Origin of the sequence: Achromobacter sp. JD-1 (assembly GCF_038594925.1) — a bacterium.
GTDB classification, from domain to species: Bacteria; Pseudomonadota; Gammaproteobacteria; order Burkholderiales; family Burkholderiaceae_B; genus Achromobacter; species Achromobacter spanius_C.
This window is the reverse complement of record NZ_JBCGCS010000001.1, coordinates 107,983-126,627: the sequence shown is the minus strand read 5'-3', so window position 1 is coordinate 126,627 and position 18,645 is coordinate 107,983. Positions and strand designations below refer to the sequence as shown.

The following is an 18,645-nucleotide window of genomic DNA, read 5'->3' as shown; positions in this document are numbered from 1 at the left end:
TCCACCAATATTGATGTTGGTGATGTCTTCTATTGATCAGATTCTATTTATTTATTTCATCGCCTGCCCGATGATGAAGCAATAAAAATAGGAGACAAGCCATGCACATCGACCCGCCCTGGCAGGGCGACGGTTCCCACCGTATTCCCTTTGGCGTCTACACCGACGCCGCGCTGCACCAACGCGAGCTGGAACGCTTCTTCTACCGGGCGCACTGGTGCTACGTCGGCCTGGAAGCTGAAATTCCCAACCCGGGCGACTTCAAGCGCACCGCTGTCGGCGAGCGCTCGGTGATTCTGCTGCGCGACCAGAGCGGCCAGGTGCGCGTGGTGGAAAACGTGTGCGCTCATCGCGGCGTGCAGTTCTGCCGTGAACGCGCCGGCAACCGCAGCGAATTCGTCTGCCCCTATCACCAATGGAATTACGACCTGGAAGGCAACCTTATCGGCGTACCCTTCCGGCGCGGCGTCAAACAAGACGGCAAGGTCAACGGCGGCATGCCGCCCGATTTCAAGACCGAAGACCACGGTCTGACCAAGCTGGCGGTGGCCTGTCGAAACGGCGTGGTGTTCGCCTCGTTCGACCACGACGCCGAACCGCTGGAAGACTATCTGGGGCCAGACATCCTGCACTATTTCGACCGTGTCTTCGATGGCCGTGAACTGGTCATCCATGGCTACAGCCGCCAGCGCATTCCGGGCAACTGGAAGCTGATGCAGGAGAACATCAAGGATCCCTATCACCCCGGCCTGCTGCACACCTGGTTCGTCACCTTCGGCCTGTGGCGCGCGGACAACCGGTCGGAACTGAAGATGGACCGCCATTTCCGCCACGCCGCCATGATTTCCACGCGCGGCCAGGGCGGCAAGGGCAGCGTGACCAGCGGCGTGTCCAGCTTCAAGGAACAGATGTCGCTGAACGACGACCGCTTCCTGGACATCGTGCCGGAGCCTTGGTGGAACGGCCCCACTGCCGTGCTGATGACGCTGTTTCCCAGCGTGATCATCCAGCAGCAGGTTAATTCGCTGTCCACCCGCCACATCCAGCCCGTGGGCCATGACGCGTTTGACTTCGTCTGGACACATTTCGGCTTTGCCGACGACACCCCCGAGATGACGCGGCGGCGGCTGCGCCAGGCCAACCTGTTCGGCCCGGCCGGCTTCGTATCGGCGGACGACGGCGAAGTGATTGAATTTTCGCAATCAGGCTTTGAACAGAAACCGTGGCACCGCAGCGTGGCGGAACTGGGCGGCAAGACCGCCGAGAACACCGACCACATGGTGACCGAAACGCTGATACGCGGCATGTACGCGTATTGGCGCCGCGTAATGGAGGCATGACGATGCTGGACTTTCCGCTCTACTACCGCCTGACCTGCCTGTACACCGACTACGCCGCCGCGCTGGACGCCGAGCAATGGGAGAAGTGGCCGGACTTCTTTCTCGAAGACTGTACCTACAAGGTGCTGCCCCGCGAGAACCACGAACGCGGCTACCCCTTGGCCACCATGGCGTTCGAAAGCCGCGCCATGCTGAAAGACCGCATCTACGGCGCCACCGAAACGATCTTCCACGACCCCTACTACCAGCGCCATGTGGTGGGCGCACCGCGCGTGCTGCTGGTGCAAGGCGACCGCATCGAATCCGAAGCCAATTACGCCGTCTTTCGCACCAAGCCCAACCAGTTGACCACGGTGTTCAACGTGGGCCGCTACCTGGACGTGGTGCGCAGCACGCCGGACGGGCTGAAGTTTGAATCGCGGCTGTGCATCTTCGACAGCGAACTGGTGCCCAATTCGCTTATCTACCCCATCTAGCCTAGCCAGGATCACAGCCATGACTATGACCACCCAATGGATCAAGGCCATCGCCCATGCCGATGTGCCCGAAGACGACGTGATCGCCGTGCAGGCGGGCGACCGCGAAATCGCGCTGTACGGCGTGGAAGGCCAGGTTTACGCCACCGACAACCTCTGTACCCACGGCAACGCTCGCCTCTGCGATGGCTTCTTGACCGGCCATGAAATCGAATGCCCGCTGCACCAGGGCCGCTTCGACGTGCGCGACGGCCGCGCGCTGTGTTCGCCCTTGCGCGACAACGTGGCGACCTACCCGGTCAGGATCGAGGACGGGATGGTGTTCGTGGGGATGTAGCGGCCGCTGCGACTACCAATGCCGCAGCCCACGTGGCCACCGCGATAGCAAGCCGCGCGGCCCGCGTTCAGATTGCCATTCGCAACGCTTCGTTGGCCGCCGCCATGCCCATGGCCGCGGTCACCGTCACCACCGACCCGTATCCCGCGCAAGACAAACCCTGCGGCGCGGGGCTCTGCGCTGCCGCGCCAACGTCGTCTTCGCCCTCGGTGGGGCGCGTCCAGGCATCGGGCAGAATGGCCGGCTGGTCGAACCACAGCGCATGCACACCCATCTTCGGCACACGCTTGAGCGCCTTGCCGTTCTGGTCGGACGCGCGGGGAAAGCCGTGCTCGCGGCGCAGCTTGTTGCGCAGCTTGGCCAGCAAGGCGTCGTTCACCGCTGCCGACAGGTCGCCCGCCCGCAAGGCCAGCGGGTCGGTCTTGCCGCCCGCGCCGCCGCACAGCAGCATGGGTACGCCCAGCGCGCGCGCATGCAGAATCATGGCGATCTTGGCCGAGGCCTGATCGGTGCAATCGATGATGACGGTGTACGGCCCCGGCAAGACCTCGGCCACGTTCTCGGGCGACACAAAGTCGTCAATACGCGTCAGGCGGCATTCGGGGTTGATCTCCAACACCCGCTCGGCCATGGCATCAACCTTGGACTGCCCCAGCGTGGACGTCAGTGCATGGATCTGACGGTTGACGTTGGACTCGGCAATGTGGTCCAGGTCGATCAGCGTCAACGCGCCCACGCCGCATCGCACCAGGGCTTCGACCGTCCAGGACCCCACGCCGCCCAGGCCCACCACGGCAACGTGCGCGCTTTGCAGGCGGGCGGGCGCCTGGGGGCCATATAAACGGGACAGACCGCCGAAACGGCGGTCCAGATCGGCGGAGGGGGCTGGGTGGTCGGGCGAGTTCATGGCGGCTATTTTAGGGCAGGCATCAAGCTTGTAACTTCAACTCCAGCCTCAGACCGCATCGTCCCCGCCCAACGCCTGGTACACCGTCACCTGGTTCACCAGGCGGTTCAGGCCGTTCTCATCGCGGGCAATCTCGGCCGTGCGCCGTTTTTCCTGCGCGTCCAGCCAGTCTTTCAACGACACCGCCCCCGCCCGATACCGAACCTCGTACAGGCGCTCGGCCTCGCGCGCCGCGCGCAGCGACCGCGCAAGCTGCTCGGCCTGCAAGGCCAACTGGGTTCGATTCGACAGCGCATTTTCCACATCGGCCATGGCCTGATACAGCGCCTGCCGGAAATTGACCACACGCTCTTCGTAATCCGCCTTCGAGATCTTGATGTTCAACTGCATCTGGTTCCATTGCAGGAACGGCAGCGTCAGACCTACGCCCAGCGTGGCGATGGGGTTTTGCAGCATGTTCGACAGCGTGGGGCTGGCGCTGCCCACCGCACCCGTCAGCGTCACCGGCGGATAAAAGCTGGCGCGGGTGGCATCCACGGTAGCCAGCGCCTCGCGCAGGCGCAGCTCGGTGGCGCGCAGGTCGGGGCGACGGCTCAGCAGGTCCGCGGGCACGCCCGCGCGCGCCTCGGGCAGCGGATACTGCGGCAAGCTGGGCGGGTTGGCCATGCTGCGGTCGGGCGGGCCGTCGAACAGAATCGTCAACGCATTGGTGTATTCCACGCGCTGCTGCACCAGCAGGGTGTGCGCTGCCTGCTGGCTGGCCACGGTCTGCTCGGCTTCGGCCAGTTCCAGCGCCGACGCGCCGCCCGCCGCGTATTGCGCGCGCACCAGGTCTTGCGTGCGGCGCGCGTAGGCGATGCTTTCCTCGCTGCTGGCAATGCGCTGGTTGATGAAGGCCGTCTGCCAATACAGCGTGGCGGTGGTGGCCACCAGCGACAAGGCGGCGGACTGGCGGTCTTGCTCGGTGGCCAGCGCTTCCCATTGCGCCGCGTCGCGCTGGCGCGAAAGCTTGCCCCACAGGTCTACCTCGTAGCTGACGGTCAGTTGCGCCTGGTTGGCGCGCGTGATGGCGCGGTCGCCATACAGGTTGCGGTTGCGCGTCACGTTGGCGTCGCCGCCCAACTGCGGGATCAGCTTGTCTTCGGTCAAGCCCGCCTGGTATTGCGCGCGGCGCACGCGGATGGCGGCTGCGGCCAGGTCGTTATTGCGCGCCAGGACGGCATCGACCAGGCCGTTCAGCACCGGGTCGTTGAAGTTGCGCCACCAGGCGCCGCCGTCAGCCAGGGGGACTTGGGCACCGGCCTGTCCGTCTGCCGCTCCACCGTAGGTCCACGCGGCGGGCGTCTGGGTCAGCGGCGGTTCATAGTCGGTGCGCAGCAAGCTGCCGCATCCCGCTAAAGCCAAAGGCAGAGCCAGCGCCAACGTCCGCGCGACAGGTTTGCATTTCAGGGAAACCGCTTTCATCGTCCTCATTCCCGGGCCAGCGCCTCGACGGGATCCAGGCGCGCTGCGTTGCGCGCCGGCAAATAGCCAAAAAGCACACCGATCAGCGTCGAACACGTAAATGCCGCCACCATCGATGCCGTGGAATAAATCATCTGGAACGAGCCGCCCGTGGCCTTGGACACCAGCACGCCTAGAGCCAGCGACAGAATGATGCCCAGCGCCCCGCCGATCAGGCAGACCAGCACGGCTTCAATCAGAAACTGCTGCATGATGTCGCTGCGCCGCGCGCCCACCGCCATCCGCACGCCGATTTCCCGGGTGCGTTCGGTGACCGACACCAGCATGATGTTCATGACGCCGATGCCGCCCACCATCAGCGAGATCAAGGCAATCAGCGATACCAGCAGCGTCATGGTGGCGGTGGTGCGTTCGATGGTCTTGCGGATGGCGTCCGTGTTGAACACGAAGAAATCCTTCACCACGTGGCGGCGCATCAACACGCGCTCGATGGCCTTTTCGGCGGCGGCGGGCGGCGTGGCGTCGCTGACACGCACCGTGATGCTCTTCAGGTGCTGCTGGCCCAGCACGCGCGACAAGGCCGTGGTGTAGGGAATCCAGACGTTCAGGGACTCGTTGTTGCCGAACACCGAGTCCTTCTTGGCGGTCACCCCGATCACGCGCGCCGGCATGGAGCCCAGGAAGATGACCTGCCCGATGGGCTCCGTGTGCGAGCCGAACAGCGCCCGCTGCGTGCCGTCGTCGATCACCACCTCCTGCGCCCGGCGCACGACGCTGGTTTCGTCGAAGAACTTGCCCTGCGCCAGCTTGATGGCGCGCACGCGAAAGTACTGTTCGCCCACGCCCTGTATGGATCCGTTGACCGACACGTTGCGATAGCGCAGCGTGTTGCTGGTGGCCACTTCCGGCGTGACGCTGTCCACATAGGGTTCGCGCGCCAGGGCATCGGCGTCGGCCGCGACCAGCGTGCGGATATTCACGGCCTTTTCGTCGCCGAAATCCTTGCCGGGAAAGACCTCCACCGTATTGGTGCCGATGGCGCTGATGTCTTCCAGGATCTTGCGCCGCGAGCCCTCGCCCAGCGCCACCACCGACACCACGGCGGCAATGCCGATGATGATGCCCAGCATGGTCAGCGACGTGCGCAGCCGGTGCGCGTTCATCGACAGCAGCGCCATGCGCAAGGCTTCGCCGCAGCGGTCCAGGTACGACTGCCAGGCCGGCCGCCTGGGCAGTTCGGGCGGCTCGTCGCGCACGGCGTCCCGGTGTGGGGCGTCGGGGTTGCGCTTGTCCGCCACGATCTCGCCGTCGCTGATCTCGATGATGCGTTGCGCGTGGCGCGCCACGTTCATGTCGTGCGTGACGATGATGATGGTGTGCCCGGCGGCGTTCAGCTCTTCCAGGATGCGCAGCACTTCCTGCCCGGTGTGCGTGTCCAGCGCGCCGGTGGGCTCGTCGGCCAGGATGATGTCGCCGCCGTTCATCAGCGCGCGCGCGATACTCACGCGCTGCTGCTGGCCGCCGGACAACTGGCCGGGGCGGTGTTCCGAGCGGTCGCCCAGGCCCAGTCGGTCCAGCAGTTGGTCGGCGCGGTCAATGCGCGCCTCGCGGCGCTTGCCGGCGTAGACGGCGGGCATTTCGACGTTGCCCTGGGCGCTAAGGTCAGACAGCAGGTGATAGCGCTGGAAGATGAAGCCGAAATGCTCGCGGCGCAGTTCAGCCAGTTCGTCCGGGTCCAGCTCGCCCGTGCTGCGGCCGTCGACGCGGTAGTCGCCCCGGGTCGGGCGGTCCAGGCAGCCCAGGATGTTCATCAGCGTGGACTTGCCCGAACCGGACGCGCCCACGATGGCGACCATTTCGCCGGCCTCGATGGTCAGGTTGACGTCTTTCAGCACGGCAATGGTCTGGTCGCCCGCGGGAAACTCGCGGCGCACCCCGGACAGCGCGATCAGCGGACCGCTCATGTCAGGCCCCCGGTGCTGCGCCAACGGCTGGGGCGGAATCCGCCGACACGACCCGGTCGCCCACCTCCAGCCCTTCCAGCACCTGCGCCTGGACGTTGTTGTTCATGCCGATCTTGACCTGGCGCACCTCGGTCTTGTTGTCTTCCAGGACCACGCGCACGGCATAACGGCCATCGTCACCGCGCTTGCCCAGCGCCGAGGCGGGCACCACCACGGCGTCCTTGGCTTCGCCCAGCACGATGAACACCTGCGCGGTCATCGAGATGCGCAGCTTTTCGTCGGGGTTGGGCACATCGAACAGGCCGTTGTAGTACACGGCGGCGGTGGTGGAGCTGCTGCTGGACGAGGTCATCGACGTGGTGGCGTCGTCTTTCTGGACGGAGTCCGGCGCGGGTTCCACGGCGCGCAGGGTGGCGTGATAGCGCTGGTCGGGCTCGCCCAGAATGGTGAAGTACACGGGCAGCCCCGGTTTGACCCGGGTGACGTCGGCTTCCGAAATCTGCGCCTTGATCGTCATGGTGTCCACCTGGGCCACCTTGATGATGGTGGGCGCGCTCTGGATCGAGTTGACGGTCTGGCCTTCCTTGGTCACCACCGCCACCACCATGCCGTCGATCGGCGACACAATGCGTGTGTACCCCAGGTTGACCTTGGCCGTATCCACCTGGATTTCAGCCTGCGCGATCTGGGCGTCCAGCGACGCGATCTCGGCACGGGTCACGCCCAGCGTGGCTTCGGCGGATTCATAGGCTTCGCGCGAACTGGCGTCGGCCGCCAGCATCTGGCGCTGGCGCTTGAACGCCAGCTCGGCCTGTTTCAGCATGGCGACCTTGGCGGCCCGCTCGGCGCGCCGGGTCTGCAAGGCGGCTTCGGCGTTGCGCAAGTCGTTCTGCTGGGTCAGGTCGTCAATCTCGGCAACCAGTTGGCCTTTCTTGACGCGGTCGCCCAGTTCCACTTTCAAGGACTTCAACTGGCCGGTGGCCTGGGCACCCACGCTGACCCGCTCGATGGCGTCGATGGTGCCGCTGGCCAGCACGCTGTCTTCCAGATTGGCCCGGGTCACTTCCGCCACCGCGAAAGTGGGTGGCGGCGGCGCCGAGAAGAACGCGGCTCGCAGGCCCCACACCCCCAAGAGGATCACGACGGCGATGATTGCGTAGCGTTTGAACTTACTGCGGGACTTTTTCATTGCACCAGTGGATAAGGGGCGAGCCACGCCGCCCGTATTGCGGAACCAGGACGCCATCCTAAACGGGCGGGATGGCCAATCAACCGGCTGTCGTCGGTTGAAACGGGAAAAAAACACTAGCGTTGCACCGCGCGGCGCAACGCGCTTTGGATTGTTCCGTTGCGTGAACGATACAACGCCAACGACCCGCGCGTGAAACCCGCCCCGGGCGCCCGCCGTCAACATGCCGACAACCTGCCGCGATCTTGCACCGTAAGCGCGCAACTTGGCCGCTAGATGGCGCCTATCTTGTTAACACGCTCAAGAACAATATGCGGCGCTGCAAAAAAAGCGCGCCTCGACATAGGGGGACGATACGAACAGAATGAATGCAGTTAACGCCGTGTCTACCTCCAACAGATCCCCCTCTTCGCCCTCTGGTTCCCCGGAATTTTCCGGGGCGGTGCTGCTGTGCCTGCTGGCGATGATGAATCATGTGGCGTTGACAGGGGGACGCATCACCGTATCCCTGACGGCCCTGCAAATGGGGCTGTCCACGTTCAAGGTAGGCATGCTGGTTGCCGTGTTCGCGGTGCTGCCCATGCTGTTTTCGGTGCGCGCGGGGCGCTGGGTCGATCGGGTGGGCATCGTACGCCCGCTCGTCATTGGCACGTCATTGGTGGCGATCGGTACCGCTTTGCCGTTTATCTCGCAGACTCAAACGACCTTGCTGATTGCGTCCTGCTGTATCGGCATCGGTTTCATGCTGCATCAGGTGGCCACGCAAGACCTGCTGGGCCATGCTGAACCCGCGCAACGGATGCGCAACTTTTCCTTCCTGTCCTTGGCGCTGGCCGCGTCCGGATTTTCGGGGCCGCTGATCGCCGGGCTGGCCATCGACAACCTGGGCACGCGTACCGCGTTCGGCTTGCTGGCGTTGGGGCCCATCCTGTCCGGCATCGGGTTGTACGCCTTGCGTCACCAATTGAAGGCGGTGGATTCGCAACTGTCGGGCGCCAAGGAAGCGCAGCGCCGCCGCGTGACCGAATTGCTGGCCGTGCCGGCCCTGCGCCGCATCCTGATGGTCAACACCATATTGTCCGGCGCGTGGGACACGCATTTGTTCGTGGTGCCGATCTTTGGCGTGGCGATCGGGCTGTCCGCCACCACCATCGGCGTCATTCTGGCGTCCTTCGCGGCGGCAACTTTCGTTATCCGCCTGGTATTGCCGCTGATCATGCGCCGGGTGCGCTCGTGGACGCTGGTGCGGGTGGCGATGGCCACGGCCGCCATCGACTTCCTGCTTTACCCGCTTTTCACCGACGTTACCGTCCTGATCGTGCTGTCGTTCATCCTGGGGCTTGCCTTGGGGTGCTGCCAACCGAGTATGCTTTCCCTCTTGCACCAGCACAGCCCGCCCGGGCGCGCGGCCGAAGCCGTGGGCTTGCGCATGGCGCTGATCAACGGCTCGCAGGTGTCCCTGCCGTTGACCTTCGGCGCGCTGGGTGCGGTAATTGGCGTCGCCCCGTTGTTCTGGGCCTATTCGCTGGCCTTGATGGCGGGCGGTTGGGCCAATCGCAATCCCCCGCTCGACTCTGAACGAAAACCGTAGAGCTTTGACCATGCAGTCTTCTTCCCCCGCCTCCGGCATTGCCGGCGCCAGCTTGCCCTTCCGTCTTTGGACGCCCGAGGAAAGGCAGGCATCGCTGGATGACGCGCTGCGCCATTGGCAAGCCGGGGAAGACGTCTGGGTATATGGGTACGGATCACTGATCTGGCGCCCTGATTTTGACTTCATGGAACGCCGGCTGGCCACCCTGCGCGGTCATCACCGGGCGCTGTGCCTGTGGTCGCGCGTGAACCGGGGCACGCCGGAATGCCCCGGCCTGGTGTTCGGCCTGGACCGTGGCGGCTCGTGCCGGGGCGTGGTCTACCGCCTGGCCGGCAGCCAGGTACCCGCTTACTTCCCGGCGCTGTGGGAACGCGAAATGTCCACCGGCGCCTACCTGCCCCGCTGGATCAATTGCACGACCGACGCCGGCACCGTCCGCGCCCTGGTCTTCATCATGAACCGCGACAACCCCGCCTACATCCGCGCGCTGCCCGACGCCGAACTGCTGGCCATTGTGCGCCGCGCGGCTGGCCGCTATGGCCCCTGCACCGATTACGTGGTGCAAACGGCCCAGGCGCTGCGCGCCGCCGGCATCCACGACGCCCGGCTGGACGCCATCGCGCGGCTGCTGGAAGAAGACGGACACACCCTGCCAGAAGGCGCCTGAGCGCGTCACTGGCCGCCCCCAAGACGGAAAACATGCCCGAGGCTGCGCGGGGTCAATAAGGGAACGGCCACCCGGGCGGTATAAACTCCCTGTTATCCACGCTGAATCCCACGCCTCCATGTCCGTCTCCGATCTGCGTCAAAGCTACGAAAAGAACGTCCTGTTGGAAAGCCAGGCCGCCGCCTCGCCGTTCGAGCAATTCACCCGCTGGTTCGACGAAGCCCTGGCCGCCAAGGTGCCCGAACCCAACGCCATGACCTTGGCCACGGTTGACGCCAGTGGCCAGCCCAGCGCCCGCATCGTCCTCATCAAGGGCTTTGACGAGCGCGGCTTCACGTTCTTCACCAACTACGAATCCCGCAAGGGCCAAGACCTGCTGGCCGAGCCGCGCGCCAGCCTGCTGTTTTTCTGGCAGCCGCTGGAACGCCAGGTCCGCATCGAAGGCGTGGTGGAAAAAGTGGCCCCCGAAGAATCGGATGCCTACTATCACAGCCGCCCCGCCGGTTCGCGCATCGGCGCCTGGGCCTCGCCCCAGAGCCAGCCCATTACCCGCGAAGCGCTGGAAGCCCGTGAAAAGGAATTCCGCGAACGCTTTGGCGAACAGCCGCCGCGTCCGCCGCACTGGGGCGGTTACCGCCTGAAGCCCACCGCCATTGAATTCTGGCAAGGCAGGCCCTCGCGCCTGCACGACCGTCTGCGCTATGTAGCCGACGGCTCGGCCTGGAAGATCGAACGCCTGTCGCCCTGATGCCGGGCGCCTTGCCGCGCCCGCCCAATTACCGATTGCATGCCCGCCTCCTCCCCTGATTTTGACGCCGCTTTTTTCCGCACCGCGCTGGGTCGCTACGCCACCGGCGTAACGGTCGTGACGGCCGCCGGGCTTGATGGCGCCCCCATCGGCCTGACGGTCAGCTCGTTCAACTCGGTATCGCTGAACCCGCCGCTGATCCTCTGGAGCCTGTCGCGCGCGTCGTCGTCGCTGGCAATCTTCGAGCAATGCGAACGGTACGTGGTCAACGTGCTGAGCGCCGAGCAGATCGCGCTGGCGCGGCGCTTTGCCACCGGCAAGACGCCCGACCGCTATGCCGGCCTGACGGTGCACTACGCGCCGGGCGGCACGCCGATGCTGGACGGCCATTGCGCCGCCTGGTTCGAATGCCGCAACCGCAGCCGCTACGAAGAAGGCGACCACATCATCATGGTGGGCGAAGTAGAGCGCTGCGGCCACAGCCACGAGCCGCCGCTGGTATTTCACGCGGGCGGCTTCGACCTGACTCCCGCCGGCACCCGCTCTGAAAGGAAAGCACCATGAGCGCGGATGTGGATTGCATCGTGATCGGCGCGGGCGTGGTCGGCCTGGCCATCGCGCGGGCGCTGGCGCAGTCCGGCCGAGAAGTGCTGGTGACCGAAGCCACCGAGGCCATCGGCACGGGCACCAGCTCGCGCAATTCCGAAGTCATCCATGCCGGCATCTACTACCCCGCAGGCAGCCTGAAGGCGCGCCTGTGCGTGCGCGGTAAACATTTGCTGTACGCCTATTGCGCCGAACGCGGCGTGCCGCACAAGCGCCTGGGCAAGCTCATCGTCGCCACCGACCGTGACCAGGCGGCCCAGTTGGAAGGCATTGCGCAGCGCGCCCGCGCCAATGGCGTGGACGACCTGCAATTCATCTCGGGGGAAGAAGCCATGCGCCTGGAACCCGCGCTGCAATGCACCGCCGCGCTGGTGTCGCCGTCCACAGGCATCGTGGACAGCCATGCCCTGATGCTGTCGTTCCAGGGCGACGCCGAAAACGCCGGCGGCCAATGCGTCTTCCACACGCCGCTGGTATCTGGCCGCGTGCGCCCCGAAGGCGGCTTCGAGCTGCAATTCGGCGGCGACGAAGCCATGACCTTGACCTGCAACGTGCTGATCAATTCAGCCGGGCTGCAAGCGCCCGCGCTGGCCCGCCGCATCGACGGCGTACCGCCCGCCAGCATCCCCACCGACTACCTGTGCAAGGGCAGCTATTTCACCTTGTCCGGCCGCGCCCCGTTCTCGCGCCTGATCTACCCCGTGCCGCAACACGCCGGCCTGGGCGTGCACCTGACGCTGGACCTGGGCGGCCAGGCCAAGTTCGGCCCCGACACCGAATGGATCGGCACCGAGGACTACACGCTGGACCCGGCCCGCGCCGACGTGTTCTATGAAGCCGTGCGCAGCTACTGGCCGGCCCTGCCCGACAACGCGCTGGCGCCCGGCTATACCGGCATCCGGCCCAAGATCTCGGGCCCGCACGAGCCCGCCGCCGACTTCGTCATTGCCGGCCCCGCCGTGCATGGCGTGCCGGGCCTGGTAAACCTGTTCGGCATTGAATCTCCCGGGCTGACCTCAAGCCTGGCCCTGGCGGAAGAAACCCTGGCGCGCCTGAGCGCCTGATTCCACCCATCCCCTCTTATCCTTACCCTGGCCTATTCCCGCACCATGCAGCACAACGACTACATCCTGACCCTGTCCTGCCCCGACCGCACCGGCATCGTCTACCGCGTCAGCGGCCTGTTGTTCGAATTGGGTTGCAACATCCTGGATTCGCAGCAGTTCGGCGACGAGGAAACCGGCCAGTTCTTCCTGCGCGTGCACTTCGACCTGCCCGTGGCCGTGAACCCCGACGACCTGCGCGCCCGGCTGGATACGCTGTCGGTGGATTACGGCATGGACCTGAAGCTGCACGACGCCCGCCGCAAGCAGCGTCTGCTGATCATGGTCAGCAAGCAAGGCCACTGCCTGAACGACCTGCTGTTCCGGGTGCATAGCGGGCATTTGCACGCGGAAGTGGCTGCGATCGTGTCGAACCACAACGACTACGCCAGCCTGGCCGCGTCCTACGGCATCCCGTTCCACTACCTGCCCGTAACGCCGGACACCAAGGCGGAACAGGAAAAGCAGGTGCTGCAAATTGCCGACCAGTCCAACACCGACCTGGTGGTGCTGGCCCGCTACATGCAGATCTTGTCGGCGGACATGTGCCGCGCGCTGAATGGCCGCGCCATCAACATCCACCACAGCTTCTTGCCCAGTTTCAAGGGCGCGCGCCCATACCACCAGGCGCATGCGCGCGGCGTGAAGATCATTGGCGCCACCGCCCACTACGTGACGTCGGACCTGGACGAAGGCCCGATCATCGACCAGGACATCGAACGGGTCGACCACACCATGACGGCGGCCGACCTGACCCAAGTGGGCAGCGACATTGAATCGCTGGTGCTGTCGCGCGCGGTGCGCAGCCATGTGGAACACCGCATCCTGCTGAACCGCAACAAGACCGTGGTGTTCCGCTGATCTGATCTGTATTGCGCGGGTCTTCAGTCGGCCGCGGCCTGGGTCGCGGCCGATGGAAACTGGCGTTCCACCAGCGCCATCGCCCTTTGCTGCAAGGGCGTGCGCGCACCGGCGTGCCAGATCACCTGACTGACCGAGCGCGCGTCATGCGCGAAGGCGATGAAGCGCGTGCCGGCCAGGCCGCTGCGCGACAGGCAGGCCGGCACGATCGACACGCCCAAACCCTGCGACACCAGCGACGCCACGCTCAGCCAATGACGCACTTCGTGCCGGATCACCGGCATGAACCCCGCCGCCACACACATGGACAGCACGGTTTCGTAATAGCTGGGGGACGCCGCGCGGGCGAAGAAGACGAAATCATCGCTAGCCAGTTCGGCAAGACGTAGCGACTGGCGGCCCGCCAGTGGATGCGAGTCCGGCAGGCATACTACGAAGGGTTCCGCGATCAGGTCGCGCGCCAGCACCTCGTCGGGCACCGGGTTGGCGTGGATAAAGCCCAGGTCCTGCTCACCACGCCGCACCGCTTCAATCTGCTCGTGGGAATTCAGTTCAGTCAGCACGTGCTCAACGTCGGGCAACTCCGCCCGCATCGCGTTCAACAGCGTCGGCAGGCCGCGATACAGCATCGACCCCACGAAGCCGATGCGCAGCCGGCCCCGCAAGCCCGCGTCCACCCTTTGCACCAGCGTGCGTACCTCTTCCGCCTGCCTCAGCAACGTCAGGGCCTCGCGATACAGCACGTGGCCCGCGTCGGTCAGTTCCACATGCCGGCTGGTACGCGCCAGTAAGCGAGCGCCAACGTTGTCTTCCAATTGGCGGATGGCGTAGCTCAACGGGGGCTGGGAAATATGCAGCCGCGTGGCGGCGCGACTGAAGTGGCGCTCTTCGGCCACCGCGATGAAGTAGCGCAAAAGGCGCGGGTCCAGATCCATGGTCTCCCCCTATCTATATTTTTTATGGATTGTTCTACACAAAATCGGTATTTGCATAGATTAATCTACCCGCGCAACATCGGCCATCTCCCCCGTTTTCCGCAGGATGCCGCCATGGACGCCCCCGCCCGCCCCGTTGCCCCCAACACCACGCCCGTTCCGGATTCACGCGGCCTGAATCTATTCAGCGCGGACCCTTATGCCGCCGCGCTAAGCCAGCGCTATCTGCCGGCCGCGCTGCACACGCATCTGCTGCCGCACCTGGAACGCCTGGGCGGTTTGGCTGGCGGTGTGATGGACGAGCTGGCGGCCACGGCGGACAAGCATCCGCCCACCCTGTCCGTGCGCAGCCGCGCGGGCGCGGACGAATCGCGCGTCGACAAGCATCCCGCCTATGTCGAGCTTGAACGGCTGGCCTACAGCGAATTCGGCCTGGCCGCGCTGTCGCATCGCGGCGGCGTGCTGGGCTGGCCCGAACCCATGCCGGCCAGCGCCAAGTACGCGCTTAGCCACCTTTTCGTGCAGGCCGAATTTGGCCTGTGCTGCCCGGTCAGCATGACCGATTCGCTGGCGCGCACACTGCGCAAGTTCGGCGACCCCGCGCTGGTCGAGCGCGTGCTGCCGCAAGTCACCACCCAGGATTTCGACGCGCTGCGCCAAGGCGCGATGTTCATGACGGAACAGGGCGCGGGGTCGGACGTGAGCGCCACAGAAGTGACCGCGGAAGCGCAGGCCGACGGCACCTGGCGCATCCATGGCGACAAGTGGTTCTGCTCGAACCCCGACGCGGGCTTCGCCATGGTGTTGGCGCGCAGCGAGCCGCAGCCGGGCCTGAAGGGCGTGTCGCTCTTCCTGCTGCCGCGCGACCTGGACGATGGCAGCCACAACCATTACCGAATCCTGCGTTTGAAAGACAAGCTGGGGACACGCTCGATGGCCAGCGGCGAGATCCGTCTGGAAGGGGCCGTAGCCTGGCTGGTGGGCGAACGTGGTCGCGGCTTCAAGCAGATGGCCGACATGATCAACAATTCGCGCCTGTCCAACGGCATGCGCGCGGCCGGGCTGATGCGCCGCGCGGTGACCGAAGCCATCTACGTGTCGCAGCACCGCCGCGCCTTCGGCAAGCGACTGATCGACATGCCGCTGATGCAGCGCCAGCTGGTCAAGATGACGGTATGGGCCGAACAGGCGCGCAGCGTCATGTTCCAGACAGCGCGCGCGCTGGCGGACGCCGACCAGGGCACGGCCGACCCGGCGCTGGCCCGCATCCTGACGCCGCTGATCAAGTTCCGCGCCTGCCGCGATGCCCGCAAGGTAACGGGCGACGCGATGGAAGTGCGCGGCGGCTGCGGCTATATCGAGGAATGGACCGAGCCGCGCCTGGTGCGCGACGCACATCTGGGATCCATCTGGGAAGGCACCAGCAACATCGTGGCGCTGGACGTGCTGCGCGCCATCAAGAAAGAAAATTCGCTGCCCGCCCTGCGTGCGCACATCGACCAGTTGCTGGCGGCGGGCGTGCCCTGCCCGACCGATCTGGCCGAACTGCAAGCAGAGGCGCTGGCCAAGAGCTTTGCGTTGGCCGAACACGCGGCGGCGGGCGACCATGATGAACTGGCCCGCCAGGCCGCATCGTTGCTGTACCACGCCGTGTCCATGGCCGCGCTGCGCTGGGAAGCCACGGGCGCCGGGCTGGAAAGCCGTGCGCAACTGGCCGACCAGGTGCTGCTGCACCGCCTGGCGCCGCGCGACCCCTATGCCATTCCCCCCAACGAAAGCGCGGCCTGCCAGGCCATCTTGCAGTACGCGCTGTAATCCGACGCCGGCGGCACAGCCGGCGCGCCTTCCCCACAGGAGACACCACCATGAAACGCTTTATTGCCCCCTTGCTTATGGCCGCGGCTACCGCCGTCATGCCGGCCACGTCCGCGCTGGCCGCCGACGCCTTTCCCAGCGCCCGCCCCATCACGCTGGTCGTGCCGTTCCCGCCCGGCGGGCCGACCGACGCCATGGCGCGCCGCCTGGCCGAGAAGCTGCGCGAGCCGCTCAAGCAGAACGTCATCGTTGAAAACCGCAGCGGCGCGGGCGGCAACATCGGATCGGAATATGTGGCGGGGGCCAAGCCCGACGGCTATACGCTGCTGTTCGGTACGTCCGGCCCGCTGGCCATCAACGTCAGCCTGTACAAGAACCAGGGCTACAACCCTGAAACCAGCTTCGCGCCGATCATCCGCCTGGGCCATCTGCCCAACATCCTGGTGGTGAACCCGTCGGTGCCGGTCAACAATGTGCAAGAGCTGATCGCCTACGCCAAGAAGAATCCCACCAAGCTCAGCTACGCGTCGTCGGGCAACGGCGCATCGTCGCACCTGGCAGGCATCCTGTTCAACAAGATGGCCGGCACCGACATCATGCACATCCCCTACAAGGGCACGGGGCCCGCGCTGAATGACCTGCTGGGCGGACAGGTGTCCATGTCGTTCACCGACATCCTCACGGCCTTGCCCCACGTCAAGGCCGGCAAGCTGCGCGCCATCGGCCTGGCCAGCGCGCAACGATCGGACGCGCTGCCGGATTTGCCCACCTTGTCCGAGCAGGGCCTCAAGGGCTATGACGTCAGCGTCTTCTTCGGCATCGTCGCGCCCAAGGGCACGCCGGCCGATGTGGTGGACACGTTGAACCAGGCGTTCAAGACCGCGTTGTCGGACCCCACCGTCGAGCAGGCACTGCGTTCGCAAGGCATCGTGGCGGCCAAGGACCAGACGCCGCAAGGCCTGGCCAACTTCATCAAGGCCGAAGTCCCCAAGTGGCGCGAACTCATCAAGAGCGCCAACGTTTCCATCGACTGAAGCAGAGATTCCATGGCCCCTACTCTTCCGAACGCCGGCGCGCTGGCCGGCTGCAAAGTGATCGACCTGTCGCGCGTGCTGGGCGGCCCGTACTGCACGCAGATACTGGCCGACCACGGCGCCGACGTGCTGAAGATCGAGCCCCCGGGCGGTGACGAAACCCGTGGTTGGGGGCCGCCTTTCCTGGGCGACACGGCCTCGTACTTCATCGGCGTGAACCGCAACAAGGAAGGCATGACGCTGGACTTGTCGCAACCTGCCGGCCAGGAACTGCTGCGCCATCTGCTGGCCGACGCCGACGTGCTGGTTGAAAACTTCAAGCCCGGCACGCTGGAAAAGTGGGGGCTGGGTTATGACAGCCTGAGCCAGGCCTTTCCCAAGCTGGTGCATTGCCGCGTCAGCGGCTTTGGCGCGGATGGCCCCTTGGGCGGGCTGCCCGGCTACGACGCCTGCGCCCAAGCCATGTGCGGCTTGATGAGCGTGAATGGCGAAGCCGACGGCGAGGCCACGCGCGTGGGTCTGCCGGTGGTGGACATGGTGACCGGACTGAACGCCGCGGTCGCCGTGTTGCTGGCGCTGAACGAACGCCATCGCAGCGGCCTGGGCCAATTCCTGGACATCACGCTGTACGACTGCGCGCTGTCGCTGTTGCATCCGCACGCCGCCAACTTTTTTTACAGCGGCAAGGTGCCCAAGCGCAGCGGCAACGCGCACCCGAACATTGCGCCTTACGAAACCCTGCCCACCGCCAGCGGACCGATTTTTCTTGCCGTGGGCAACAACCGGCAGTTTGCGTTGATGGCGCAGGTGCTTGAAGCGCCGGGGCTGGCGGCGGATGCGCGCTATGCGACAAATGCCGATCGTCTGCAAAACCGGCAAGCCTTGCGCGATGAATTGTCGAGTTTGCTGGCGAGTCAGAATGCGTCGGCGCTGGCCGACCGCCTGCTTCGCGCAGGCGTCCCCGCCGCCGCCGTGCAAACGGTGGACCAAGCCTTGGCGCATCCGCACACGAAGCACCGCGGCATGGTGCTAGAGCAAGGCGAATACAAAGGCGTAGGCTCGCCGATCAAGCTATCGCGCACACCGGCTAGCCTGCGGAAACTGCCACCAGAATTGAAGGCGTGAATCGATGGGTTCCGCGCGAATTGCACTTGGGTTTTTCTGACCTGACTCTCGCGCTGCACCCATCCTACGAATCCCAAACGGATATGAATTGTAGGATGGGTGCAGCGCGCGAAAACGGGCAGAAGAACCCCGAAAATGTTCGCGCGGAACCCATCATGCAGCGCTGGAACCAGCACTAATCCAGCCACGCAGCCGTGTGGCCAAGATTCCCCAGACTCCGCCGCTGCTTGATGGGTTTCGCGCGAATTGCACTGGGGTTTTTCTGACCTGCTCTCTCGCGCTGCACCCATCCTACGAATCCCAACCGGATATGAATCGTAGGATGGGTGCAGCGCGCGAAAACGGGCAGAAGAACCCCGAAAATGTTCGCGCGGAACCCATCATGCAGCGCTAATCCAGCCACGCAGCCGTGTGGCCAAGATTCCCCAGACTCCGCCGCTGCTTGATGGGTTTCGCGCGAATTGCACTGGGGTTTTTCTGACC

Annotated in this window: 17 protein-coding genes; 12 read left to right on the top strand and 5 right to left on the bottom strand. The window is 65.3% G+C overall.

Features of this window, described 5'->3' with window-relative positions; translation table 11 throughout:
- Positions 1 to 101 precede the first annotated feature (101 nt).
- The 3 genes from WBR68_RS00535 to WBR68_RS00525 are packed head-to-tail and all read left to right on the top strand — an operon-like array spanning position 102 to position 2,153.
- Positions 102 to 1,340, top strand: coding sequence for an aromatic ring-hydroxylating dioxygenase subunit alpha (locus tag WBR68_RS00535; RefSeq protein WP_050448950.1), 1,239 nt, complete (start codon positions 102 to 104; stop codon positions 1,338 to 1,340).
- Between the two features lie 2 nt (positions 1,341 to 1,342).
- The gene (locus tag WBR68_RS00530) at positions 1,343 to 1,816 is read left to right on the top strand and encodes an aromatic-ring-hydroxylating dioxygenase subunit beta (protein ID WP_050448951.1); all 474 of its coding nucleotides are present in this window, start codon (positions 1,343 to 1,345) and stop codon (positions 1,814 to 1,816) included.
- A 25-nt stretch (positions 1,817 to 1,841) separates the two neighbouring features.
- Positions 1,842 to 2,153: a non-heme iron oxygenase ferredoxin subunit gene (locus tag WBR68_RS00525; protein WP_230693487.1), complete on the top strand. Its 312-nt coding sequence runs from the start codon at positions 1,842 to 1,844 to the stop codon at positions 2,151 to 2,153.
- Between the two features lie 67 nt (positions 2,154 to 2,220).
- Here WBR68_RS00525 and WBR68_RS00520 read toward each other — a convergent pair whose 3' ends face one another.
- The 4 genes from WBR68_RS00520 to WBR68_RS00505 are packed head-to-tail and all read right to left on the bottom strand — an operon-like array spanning position 2,221 to position 7,677.
- A complete protein-coding gene (locus WBR68_RS00520; RefSeq protein ID WP_050448952.1) occupies positions 2,221 to 3,060 on the bottom strand; it encodes a tRNA threonylcarbamoyladenosine dehydratase in 840 nt (279 codons plus the stop codon).
- Positions 3,061 to 3,108: 48 nt separating this feature from the next.
- On the bottom strand, positions 3,109 to 4,524 hold the full coding sequence (locus WBR68_RS00515; protein ID WP_050448953.1) for an efflux transporter outer membrane subunit: 1,416 nt from the start codon (positions 4,522 to 4,524) through the stop codon (positions 3,109 to 3,111).
- A gap of 5 nt (positions 4,525 to 4,529) precedes the next feature.
- The gene (locus WBR68_RS00510) at positions 4,530 to 6,488 is read right to left on the bottom strand and encodes a MacB family efflux pump subunit (protein WP_230605799.1); all 1,959 of its coding nucleotides are present in this window, start codon (positions 6,486 to 6,488) and stop codon (positions 4,530 to 4,532) included.
- 1 nt (position 6,489) lies between these two features.
- Entirely contained in the window at positions 6,490 to 7,677 is a 1,188-nt protein-coding gene (locus WBR68_RS00505) for an efflux RND transporter periplasmic adaptor subunit (protein WP_050448955.1), read from the bottom strand.
- Positions 7,678 to 8,059: 382 nt separating this feature from the next.
- Here WBR68_RS00505 and WBR68_RS00500 point away from each other — a divergent pair, with 382 nt between their 5' ends.
- From WBR68_RS00500 to purU, 6 genes are all read left to right on the top strand, one after another.
- Positions 8,060 to 9,268, top strand: coding sequence for an MFS transporter (locus tag WBR68_RS00500; protein WP_230605797.1), 1,209 nt, complete (start codon positions 8,060 to 8,062; stop codon positions 9,266 to 9,268).
- Positions 9,269 to 9,278: 10 nt separating this feature from the next.
- Positions 9,279 to 9,935, top strand: a complete 657-nt coding sequence (locus tag WBR68_RS00495; RefSeq protein WP_127183595.1) for a gamma-glutamylcyclotransferase — start codon at positions 9,279 to 9,281, stop codon at positions 9,933 to 9,935.
- Between the two features lie 118 nt (positions 9,936 to 10,053).
- Positions 10,054 to 10,683: a pyridoxamine 5'-phosphate oxidase gene (gene pdxH / locus WBR68_RS00490; protein WP_050448956.1), complete on the top strand. Its 630-nt coding sequence runs from the start codon at positions 10,054 to 10,056 to the stop codon at positions 10,681 to 10,683.
- A 39-nt stretch (positions 10,684 to 10,722) separates the two neighbouring features.
- Positions 10,723 to 11,247 (top strand): flavin reductase family protein, encoded by a 525-nt coding sequence (locus tag WBR68_RS00485; RefSeq protein ID WP_050448957.1) that lies wholly within the window; start codon positions 10,723 to 10,725, stop codon positions 11,245 to 11,247.
- The gene (locus WBR68_RS00480) at positions 11,244 to 12,353 is read left to right on the top strand and encodes an NAD(P)/FAD-dependent oxidoreductase (protein ID WP_230605794.1); all 1,110 of its coding nucleotides are present in this window, start codon (positions 11,244 to 11,246) and stop codon (positions 12,351 to 12,353) included. The genes WBR68_RS00485 and WBR68_RS00480 overlap by 4 nt, the downstream gene beginning before the upstream one ends.
- A gap of 45 nt (positions 12,354 to 12,398) precedes the next feature.
- The gene (gene purU, locus WBR68_RS00475; RefSeq protein WP_050448959.1) at positions 12,399 to 13,253 is read left to right on the top strand and encodes a formyltetrahydrofolate deformylase; all 855 of its coding nucleotides are present in this window, start codon (positions 12,399 to 12,401) and stop codon (positions 13,251 to 13,253) included.
- 23 nt (positions 13,254 to 13,276) lie between these two features.
- Here the strand turns inward: purU and WBR68_RS00470 are convergent, their stop codons facing one another.
- Positions 13,277 to 14,188 carry a LysR family transcriptional regulator gene (locus WBR68_RS00470; protein WP_050448960.1) on the bottom strand — a complete coding sequence of 304 codons (912 nt, stop codon included), beginning with the start codon at positions 14,186 to 14,188 and terminating at the stop codon, positions 13,277 to 13,279.
- 114 nt (positions 14,189 to 14,302) lie between these two features.
- On the opposite strand from WBR68_RS00470, the gene WBR68_RS00465 reads away from it, so the two are divergent.
- The 3 genes from WBR68_RS00465 to WBR68_RS00455 are packed head-to-tail and all read left to right on the top strand — an operon-like array spanning position 14,303 to position 18,162.
- Positions 14,303 to 16,003: an acyl-CoA dehydrogenase family protein gene (locus WBR68_RS00465; RefSeq protein ID WP_230605792.1), complete on the top strand. Its 1,701-nt coding sequence runs from the start codon at positions 14,303 to 14,305 to the stop codon at positions 16,001 to 16,003.
- Positions 16,004 to 16,053: 50 nt separating this feature from the next.
- Complete coding sequence (locus WBR68_RS00460; RefSeq protein ID WP_230605790.1) at positions 16,054 to 17,037, top strand: Bug family tripartite tricarboxylate transporter substrate binding protein; 984 nt, start codon at positions 16,054 to 16,056, stop codon at positions 17,035 to 17,037.
- 12 nt (positions 17,038 to 17,049) lie between these two features.
- A complete protein-coding gene (locus tag WBR68_RS00455; protein ID WP_050450139.1) occupies positions 17,050 to 18,162 on the top strand; it encodes a CaiB/BaiF CoA transferase family protein in 1,113 nt (370 codons plus the stop codon).
- Positions 18,163 to 18,645 lie beyond the last annotated feature (483 nt).

Bases quoted from the DNA above. Each gene is read 5' to 3' on its own strand.
- WBR68_RS00535 (WP_050448950.1), top strand. From the start codon at position 102: ATGCACATCGACCCGCCCTGGCAGGGCGACGGTTCCCACCGTATTCCC.
- WBR68_RS00530 (WP_050448951.1), top strand. From the start codon at position 1,343: ATGCTGGACTTTCCGCTCTACTACCGCCTGACCTGCCTGTACACCGAC.
- WBR68_RS00525 (WP_230693487.1), top strand. From the start codon at position 1,842: ATGACCACCCAATGGATCAAGGCCATCGCCCATGCCGATGTGCCCGAA.
- WBR68_RS00520 (WP_050448952.1), bottom strand. From the start codon at position 3,060: ATGAACTCGCCCGACCACCCAGCCCCCTCCGCCGATCTGGACCGCCGT.
- WBR68_RS00515 (WP_050448953.1), bottom strand. From the start codon at position 4,524: ATGAAAGCGGTTTCCCTGAAATGCAAACCTGTCGCGCGGACGTTGGCG.
- WBR68_RS00510 (WP_230605799.1), bottom strand. From the start codon at position 6,488: ATGAGCGGTCCGCTGATCGCGCTGTCCGGGGTGCGCCGCGAGTTTCCC.
- WBR68_RS00505 (WP_050448955.1), bottom strand. From the start codon at position 7,677: ATGAAAAAGTCCCGCAGTAAGTTCAAACGCTACGCAATCATCGCCGTC.
- WBR68_RS00495 (WP_127183595.1), top strand. From the start codon at position 9,279: ATGCAGTCTTCTTCCCCCGCCTCCGGCATTGCCGGCGCCAGCTTGCCC.
- pdxH (WP_050448956.1), top strand. From the start codon at position 10,054: ATGTCCGTCTCCGATCTGCGTCAAAGCTACGAAAAGAACGTCCTGTTG.
- WBR68_RS00485 (WP_050448957.1), top strand. From the start codon at position 10,723: ATGCCCGCCTCCTCCCCTGATTTTGACGCCGCTTTTTTCCGCACCGCG.
- WBR68_RS00480 (WP_230605794.1), top strand. From the start codon at position 11,244: ATGAGCGCGGATGTGGATTGCATCGTGATCGGCGCGGGCGTGGTCGGC.
- purU (WP_050448959.1), top strand. From the start codon at position 12,399: ATGCAGCACAACGACTACATCCTGACCCTGTCCTGCCCCGACCGCACC.
- WBR68_RS00470 (WP_050448960.1), bottom strand. From the start codon at position 14,188: ATGGATCTGGACCCGCGCCTTTTGCGCTACTTCATCGCGGTGGCCGAA.
- WBR68_RS00465 (WP_230605792.1), top strand. From the start codon at position 14,303: ATGGACGCCCCCGCCCGCCCCGTTGCCCCCAACACCACGCCCGTTCCG.
- WBR68_RS00460 (WP_230605790.1), top strand. From the start codon at position 16,054: ATGAAACGCTTTATTGCCCCCTTGCTTATGGCCGCGGCTACCGCCGTC.
- WBR68_RS00455 (WP_050450139.1), top strand. From the start codon at position 17,050: ATGGCCCCTACTCTTCCGAACGCCGGCGCGCTGGCCGGCTGCAAAGTG.